At 44.1% G+C, this 3,246-nt stretch carries 4 protein-coding genes; 3 read left to right on the top strand and 1 reads right to left on the bottom strand.

Translation table 11 applies throughout. The features are described 5' to 3' along the window. Positions 1-211, bottom strand: a 211-nt coding sequence (locus JHD69_RS19320) for a hypothetical protein (protein WP_199141975.1), incomplete at its 3' end; no start/stop codon positions are given. A 296-nt stretch (positions 212-507) separates the two neighbouring features. On the opposite strand from JHD69_RS19320, the gene JHD69_RS19315 reads away from it, so the two are divergent. From JHD69_RS19315 to JHD69_RS19305, 3 genes are all read left to right on the top strand, one after another. Then, positions 508-1,131 carry a hypothetical protein gene (locus JHD69_RS19315; RefSeq protein ID WP_199141974.1) on the top strand — a complete coding sequence of 208 codons (624 nt, stop codon included), beginning with the start codon at positions 508-510 and terminating at the stop codon, positions 1,129-1,131. Positions 1,132-1,174: 43 nt separating this feature from the next. Next, positions 1,175-1,993: a M48 family metallopeptidase gene (locus JHD69_RS19310; protein ID WP_199141973.1), complete on the top strand. Its 819-nt coding sequence runs from the start codon at positions 1,175-1,177 to the stop codon at positions 1,991-1,993. 97 nt (positions 1,994-2,090) lie between these two features. Further along, positions 2,091-3,246, top strand: a 1,156-nt coding sequence (locus JHD69_RS19305; RefSeq protein ID WP_199141972.1) for a hypothetical protein, incomplete at its 3' end; no start/stop codon positions are given.

Here is a 3,246-nt window from a genome sequence, read left to right as displayed (position 1 = left end):
CCCCCCCCCCCCCCCCCCCCCCCCCCCCCCCCCCCCCCCCCCCCCCCCCCCCCCCCCCCCCCCCCCCCCCCCCCCCCCCCCCCCCCCCCCCCCCCCCCCCCCCCCCCCCCCCCCCCCCCCCCCACACACTCTTTTTTTGTCGTGGTTCGTCGGCAGCGTCAGATGTGTATAAGAGACAGAGTATAAATAGGCTTGCGAGTAGTTTTTTCATTGAGCGCAAATTAGATATAGCGGTTATTGTTTTTTATCGTCTTTTTTAATGATTTTTTAAGCTTTGCTTAAGTGAAAACCATCTTTTAGATTAGAATGCCTGATTGATTTAAACTTGGCTATTGGTCTGTTTTAGATAAAGTTAATTAAAATTTTAACTCAAGAACCCAATGCTTTCCTCTTTATTGATTGAATTTTTATCCCATGTGCTGACCAATAAAAAATCATCCTTTTTAATGATTACTACTGCCATTTAACTGGGCTAATTTTACCATCATCAATTTTAAAATCAGCAAAATGAAAAAGGTATTTTTTATACTACTGTTGGCTTCAAGTGCAATGGTGGTACAGGCACAGATGTCGAAGGCTAAAAATGGAAACACCAATAACCAACAGTCTTCAGCATCAAGTACGGCAGTTAACGATGCCGATTACTTTCTAGCCGTTGCAAAGGTTACCATTAAAACCGGAAAGGATAATAAAGAGCTCAACTCTAAATTAATAGTAAGGGTTTATCCTACATCTGGTACCGACAATTACCAAAAAGGGTACATGATGGAAAACTACATGCCCGAACTCAAAGTTTGGAGTACCAAAGAATTTTATCTGCCTAGAGCTCCCGGTTTCGATCAGGCCTTTAATAGCCTTGCGCATTATAGACAAACTGGAGTAATGGTCGATATCCTGTACAATACACAAGGAAACGGACCATTTTTTGGCTTGGACGCCTGGAAAATTGATGAAGTGAATGTTGTGCTCGAGTTTAAGGATAAAAACGGCAACCCGCACCCAACCATGCCTTCTAAAACAATCTATTTTACCGGATCAGACATGTATCTCGATTTTATGAAGTGGCACCTGTTCTGCAAAACCGACGCCTACTTTAATACGCTTCCAACCTTCATTACCAAGAGGGAATGATTTAACCTAGTTCATTTCTTTTCATTATCCAATCATATCCGAAATGAAAAAAGCCCTTACTCGTATTGTAATCGTATTGTCGATAGCGCTCTCGGCATGTAAAACCGTGCCAGTTACTGGTCGCAAGCAAATGAATTTAGTGCCCGATGCCATGCTTACTACCTTGGCATTTACGGCATACGACACGATTGTGAAAAACAGTGTCACGCTTGGCAAAAACGATGAAAGAGCACAAATGGTAGCAAGGGTAGGCGCGAAAATCCAACAGGCAGTAGAAACCTACATGCAACAAAATGGGATGAGCAAAGACCTGAAAAACTTTAAATGGGACTATAATGCCATTACTGCCACTACAGTTAATGCCTGGTGCATGCCCGGTGGCAAAGTGGTGGTGTATACAGGCCTGTTATCATACACGCAAAATGAAAATGCATTGGCTGCGGTACTGGGGCATGAAATTGCCCACGCCATTGCACGTCATGGTAATGAGCGAATGAGCCAAGGTTTGTTGATCAGTTTGGGTGGGATGATGTTGCAAGAAGCTTTAAAAGAAAAGAAGGCCAAAACGCAGGAATTGTTTCTGGCATTGTATATCGTGGGATCAAATTTGGCATTATCCCTTCCTAATAGTCGCATGCAAGAAAGTGAAGCAGATCAGTTGGGATTGATATTCGCCGCCATGGCGGGCTATGACCCTGAAGAAGCTATTCCTTTCTGGCAACGCATGGCGGCTGGCAACCCAAACAAAGTGCCCGAATTTTTATCTACCCATCCTTCCAATGAAACGAGGATCGAAAAACTGGCAACGTTAATCCCTGAAATAAAAAGCAAATATTACAACCATCAAATTGAAAAGCGATGAAGACATCATTTTTAGCCCTGTTTTTTGTATTAGTAGCACCTGCACGGGAAGATACATTCAGTAATAGCTTTATTTATAACTACTTAAAGTTTTGTCTATGAAAAAGATAATTCTTTTTGCGATGAATATTGTTTTTGTTGCATCGGCTTTTGCCCAACAGCAGGCTTTTGATGTAGTAAATTACACCATGCCAAAAGGTTGGGACAAAACAGAAATGCCCAATGGCATACAGCTTTCTACCAAAAATGATGGGAAAGAAAACTATGCAGCGGTTGTCATTTTACGTTCGGTAGAAACTAAAGCAACAGCAAACGAAAACTTTAAAGCCAGTTGGGAAAAACTGGTCAAAGGTACCGTATCTGTTTCAGGGGAACCAGCCATGCAAGCGCCTGCTACCGAAAAAGGATGGAGCATTATTTCGGGACAAGCCAGCTATACCAATGGCGCCAATAAAGGAATGGCAACGCTGATAACCGCTACAGGAAATGGAAAAATGGCTAATGTGGTCATACTGACCAACACCGAAAAATATCAAAGCCAAATACTGGATTTTATCCAAAGCCTGGACTTGAACGAAATAGGACCTGCGGTGAACAACAATACAAGGCCCGATCAAAAATCTGCTAATGAAAACCCAGTTTCGCCAACAAACTATACAACTGGTTCGGGAAGCAAAAATATTTATTCAATTACTGTTCCGCCCACCTGGAGTTTAAATGCAGGGGAAAATAGTTTAATGTTAGAGAAAAACACCACTACAGGAAAAAGAATTATTGAGTTCATGAGTATGATAAAATCATCGGGCAGTTTAGAAAATGATATGTCGCATATTTTTTTCGAGGTGTTTGATGGTTGGGAAACACGGATTCCAGGTATCACAGTATTTACAGAAGCTGTGTGCGAAAAAGGGATGACCTGCCAAGGATTGAATTATTATATGATGTCCAATAGCATAAAGAAAAGAGGTGGGTATGATGTGATCAAAGCAACTGTATTGCTTGTACAAACTGGCGATAAAGTAGCCATCATTAATTCTATGGATAACATTTTAGGCAGTGAAGTAGAAATGGCTTTACACTTTTTATTATTTAACCTGAGGATAAAAGGCTGTCTCTTATACACATCTAATAGGGGGGGGGGGGGGGGGGGGGGGGGGGGGGGGGGGGGGGGGGGGGGGGGGGGGGGGGGGGGGGGGGGGGGGGGGGGGGGGGGGGGGGGGGGGGGGGGGGGGGGGGGGGGGGGGGGGGGGGGGG

It is taken from the genome of Pedobacter sp. ASV12 (assembly GCF_016429155.1).
Lineage (GTDB): Bacteria > Bacteroidota > Bacteroidia > Sphingobacteriales > Sphingobacteriaceae > Pedobacter.
This window is presented reverse-complemented; position numbering and strand designations above follow the sequence as displayed.

Excerpts from the sequence above, each read along its gene's own strand:
- JHD69_RS19315 (WP_199141974.1), top strand. The coding sequence starts at position 508 with ATGAAAAAGGTATTTTTTATACTACTGTTGGCTTCAAGTGCAATGGTG.
- JHD69_RS19310 (WP_199141973.1), top strand. The coding sequence starts at position 1,175 with ATGAAAAAAGCCCTTACTCGTATTGTAATCGTATTGTCGATAGCGCTC.